The organism is Bittarella massiliensis (ex Durand et al. 2017) (assembly GCF_009876955.1).
In the GTDB taxonomy this organism is placed as follows: Bacteria; Bacillota; Clostridia; order Oscillospirales; family Ruminococcaceae; genus Bittarella; species Bittarella massiliensis.
The window spans coordinates 1-4,555 of the sequence record NZ_WWVY01000011.1; the positions used below are offsets into that span (position 1 = coordinate 1).

The window sequence follows — 4,555 nt, forward strand, 5'->3', positions numbered from 1 at the left end:
GATCTACAACCCCGCCGGCGGCGGGATGCACTGCCTCTGCTTTGTGCAGGCCATCCGCTATCTCTGCGCCTGCGGGCGGGACGACTCGCTGGAGGCGGTGACCAGAGAGATCCGCGGCGCCCTGGACGGGGGCGCGCAGCCGGTGATCCCCGACTTCTGCTATGACCACCACACCCGCCTGGGGGTGGAGTGGGGCCGCACCCCGCTGGACTTCCTCGACCCCGACGGCGGTTCCAAGGTGGTGCCCGCCCTGGAGGGGGTGGCCGAGCCCTACATCGCCCGGCTGCGGGAGATCCTGACCCCCGAATACGGCCACGGCGAGAAATTCAAGGCCCCCGGCTACATCGCCTGGGAGCACTTCAACGCCCGCAGCGGGGTCTCCGCCGACCTGATCCTGGCCGCCTTCCAAAAGTGCATCCGCCGGGCCATGGAGCGCGAGGCCCTAATGGTGGCCTGCGACGGCTTCCTCTCCGGACGGGACTTCGAGAACTACTTCTTCAACCGGATGGTCATCATGTCCATCGAGGACATCGGCATGGGCGACCCCAACTGCCACCGGCTGATGGCCGCCTACCGGGACAGCCGCACCTACTTCCCCGACGACCCGGACACCCGGCTGATGTACCTGTTGCAGGGGGTGCGCTATCTCTGCTCCTGCAAGAAAGAGCGCGCCACCGAACTGATCAAGGGGATCATGGTCAAGGAATTTGCCGCCGGCAAGGTGCCGGAGATGCCGGAATAGCGATAAGAGCGATAAAAAGGGGGGACGCCTGTCGTGCGTCCCCCCTTTTCTCTTTTTTCACGGCAGGGTGGAGAGGATGAAATTGAGCAGGTAGTAGCCCAGGGCCAGCCAGATCGCCGGGCTGCGCAGAAGGGCAGGCCACCGCCACTCCCGCGGGATGGCGGGGTCGTTTGGGGGGAGGGCGGCCTCCCGGCAGAAGAGCCTGCCGCCGTAGAGGACGGCCGCCACCGCCGCCGACCCGGCCGTGACCAGCAGGTAGAGGAGGGCCCAGCCCCCTTCCAGCAGGGGGAGGGCCAGGGCCACGGCGTTGTTGAGCAGGTGGAGAGCGGCGGTGTAGAGGGGGGTGCCGGTCTGATCGGCCAGATATCCCAGATAGAGCCCGATGACAAAGGCGGGCAGCCCCTGGAGCAGATTGCCATGGGCCAGGGCGAAGAGGAGGGCGGAGACGACAATGGCAAAGCGGCGGCCGCAGGGGGCGAGGGCCCGCAGCAGCACCCCGCGAAAGGCGTACTCCTCCACCAGGGGGGCCGCCGCTACCGCCGTCAACAGCAAAAAGAGGGCGGGTGCGCCCCCGGTGAGGGAGAAATCGGGGCTGACGGGGGCCAGCCCCCACCCCCGAAGCAGTCCTGCCAGGGCCTCGGCCGCGGCGGTGGCGAGGGTGTTGAGCCCCAAGAGCACCAGACAGCGCCCCCCAAAGCGCCGCCACGACCCCGCCGGCATCTGGGTCCGCCGCCAGATGGGGGCCAGCCCCAACTGCCGGCGCAGCCACCAAAAGGGCAGCGCCCCCGACAGGAGGGCCGAGAGCAGCCCGGCTGCCCCCTGCCAGGCGGGACTGGGGTCGCCCGGGGCCGCGTTCCCCCCCAGGAGGGAGGTGATCTCCCAGCCGAGGAGGGAGAAAAACCCCAGCGCCAGGGGGAGTAGGGCATAGCCCAACAGCGCCGCCCCCACCAGTTGGTAGCGGCGGCGGGCCCCCTCGCACAGCGGCCGGGCGCGCTCTCCCCTTCTCTCCACGGCGGTCGTCCCCTCTCTCCCCCTGTAAAGGGGGGATGATTTTTTTGTACAGATAGATACAATCATTGTACCAGTTTTTGGAGAAATCACAAGTCTGGGGTTTTGCCGTTGACAGGGTTTGTCCAACTTGGTATCATGAAGGAGAACGCAAAAAACAACGCAATTTCCGCCCGCAGAGGGCGGCGCGATCGCAGACGGTATGGTGGCGGGCATCTGGCGCAGCTGCGCCCGGGCGCCCGCCCCCTTTTTGCCAAACGCCCCTTTGGGGAGGGGCGGTCTGCACGCCGCCAGGCGGAAAAAAGAGGAGGATGTGAAATGGCAGAAGCGATTGCCCGGCCCAAAAAACGGCATACCGACATGACCAAGGGGCCGATTGCCAAAACCCTGTTTTTCTTTACCCTGCCCATGTTCCTGGGCAACCTGTTCCAGCAGCTGTACAACATGGTCGACTCCATCGTGGTGGGCAACTTCGTGGGCCCCAGCGCCCTGGGGGCCGTGGGCTGCACCTTCCCCATCGTCTTTGTGGCCATCGCGGTGGCCAGCGGCCTGGGGATGGGCTGTTCGGTGGTCACCAGTCAGTACCTGGGGGCCAAGGACTACGGCTCGGTGCGGATGTCGGTGACCACCTCGCTGATCTTCAACCTGGTGGTCTCCATCGCCCTCTCGATTTTGGGGATGGCCGCCTCGGGGACGGTGCTCAAGTGGATGCGCACCTCCCCCGAGACCATCGACATGGCCACCGAGTACCTGTTCATCTACTTTCTCGGCCTGACCTTCATGTTCATGTACAACACCATTGCCGGCACCTTTCGGGCGCTGGGGGACTCCAAGACCCCGCTGTACTACCTGATCCTCTCCTCCTTCCTGAACATCGGGCTGGACCTGCTCTTTGTCATCCAGTTCGGGATGGGGGTCGCCGGGGTGGCCTGGGCCACCATGATCGCCCAGGGCGTCTGCGCGGTCTTCTCCTTCATCCACCTGATGAACCGGCTGGGGCAGTTTGAAAAGCGGGCGGACCACCGGGTGTTCAGCACCGAGATGCTGCGCACCATCGTGCGGCTGGCCATCCCCTCGATGCTGCAGCAGCTCTCGGTCTCCATCAGCTCGGTCCTCTGCCAGACGGTGATCAACGGCTTTGGGCCGATGCTGGTGAGCGGCTACACCGCCGCCAACAAGATCGAGTCCATCGCCGGCATGCCCATCATGAACCTGGGGATGGCCGTCTCCACCTTTGTGGCGCAGAACATCGGCGCCGGGAAGATGGAGCGGGTGAAAAAGGGCTTCAAGAGCGCCCTCATCATGGTGCTGATCTTTGCCGCCGCCTCCTGCGTGCTGCTGCTCCTCTTTGGACCCAACCTGGTGGGCATCTTCGTCAACCGGGAGGTGGAGGGCGCCGCCGAGGTCATCAACTGGGGCACCTACCACCTGGTGCACATGGCCTTCATCCTCTTCATCCAGGGGCTGATGTTCACCGGCGAGGGGATGCTCAAGGGCGCCGGGGACATGAACCTGCTGGTCTTTTGCACCCTTACCGGGATGGTGCTGCGCACCATCTGCGTCTTCGCCCTGGCCCCCAAGGTGGGCTTTGCCGCCATCTGGTTCTCCATCGGCCTGGGTTCCCTCACCGAGGTGATCATCGCCTTCTGGCGGTATTTCCAGGGCGGCTGGAAGGAGAAGGCCATCGTCTCCGACAGCGGGGACGAGGCCCCCGAAGAGGCGGGCGCCGAGGCCTAGACAGCCCGGCAAATTCTCCCTGCAAAAACAAAAAGTCTCTCTTTTCGTCTTTACAAACGCCCCTTCTCCGGCTATGATGGAGGTGGAGAAAACGCTTGCGAAGATGGCGTCTCACTTTGTAAAACGGGCGGGCGACCGCCTGGAATAAAACGTCTAGGAGGAAGATTCAATGTCTCTTCAATACCACCTGAAAATCAAAGAGGGAGATGTGGCCCCTTACGTGCTGCTGCCCGGCGACCCCAAGCGGGTGCCCATCGTCGCCAGCTACTGGGATGAGGCCCACTTCGTGGCCGACAACCGGGAGCACGTGACCTACACCGGCGTCTACAAGGGCGTTCCCATCTCCTGCACCAGCACCGGTATGGGCTGCCCCTCCACCGCCATCGCCATGGAAGAGCTGGCCCGCTGCGGGGTAAAAAACTTCATCCGCATCGGCACCTGCGGCACCTTCCAGGACTACGTGAAGAAGGGCGACATGCAGATTTTTGACTCTGCCTGCCGCTACGACGGAACTTCCTACCACTACGCCCCCGGCCCCTTCCCCGCCGTGGCCGACCACGACACCGTCGAGGCCGCCGTCCAGGCCGCCAAGGAGCTGGGCCTGCCCTACCACGTGGGCACCACCCGCACCCAGGACACCTTCTACGCCAACTACCCGAAGCCGGGCAGCGCCTTTAACGGCTTCTGGCAGTCCCGCTGGGAGAACTTCTACCCCGACTTGAAGAGACTCAACGTCATGGGCGGCGAGATGGAGACCAGCATCGTGCTGGTGCTCACCCGCATCTGGGGGCTGCGCGGCGGCGCCATGGCCGTGACCCTGGACAACATCATCGACTCCCAGGAGGACGAGGGCGAGTACGAGCCCGAGCAGGCCCTCGACCACAGCGAGGACAACATCAAGACCCTGTCCCTGATGGGCTGTGAGACCATCAAAAAGCTCTACGAGATGGACCAGGCCGCCGGCAAATAGGCCACCGGCCAGACTGCCACCTGTAAAGGGGGGCGCGACGATCGCTGTCGCGCCCCCCTTTTTGCCCCTTTTTCGGCAAACGCGAGAGGAGGGCGGGG

General features: G+C 64.7%; 4 protein-coding genes. 3 read left to right on the forward strand and 1 reads right to left on the reverse strand.

Annotated elements, in window-relative coordinates; all coding sequences use genetic code 11:
• On the forward strand, positions 1–742 hold a 742-nt coding region (locus tag GT748_RS11840; RefSeq protein WP_161222352.1), incomplete at its 5' end, for a hypothetical protein.
• A gap of 57 nt (positions 743–799) precedes the next feature.
• On the opposite strand, the gene GT748_RS11845 is transcribed toward GT748_RS11840, so the two are convergent.
• Positions 800–1,753, reverse strand: a complete 954-nt coding sequence (locus tag GT748_RS11845; protein ID WP_052537700.1) for a CPBP family intramembrane glutamic endopeptidase — start codon at positions 1,751–1,753, stop codon at positions 800–802.
• 315 nt (positions 1,754–2,068) lie between these two features.
• On the opposite strand from GT748_RS11845, the gene GT748_RS11850 reads away from it, so the two are divergent.
• Together GT748_RS11850 and GT748_RS11855 are read left to right on the forward strand one after the other, a co-directional pair.
• On the forward strand, positions 2,069–3,487 hold the full coding sequence (locus GT748_RS11850; protein ID WP_059003231.1) for an MATE family efflux transporter: 1,419 nt from the start codon (positions 2,069–2,071) through the stop codon (positions 3,485–3,487).
• Positions 3,488–3,656: 169 nt separating this feature from the next.
• Positions 3,657–4,457 carry a nucleoside phosphorylase gene (locus GT748_RS11855; RefSeq protein WP_021660595.1) on the forward strand — a complete coding sequence of 267 codons (801 nt, stop codon included), beginning with the start codon at positions 3,657–3,659 and terminating at the stop codon, positions 4,455–4,457.
• Positions 4,458–4,555: the final 98 nt, after the last annotated feature.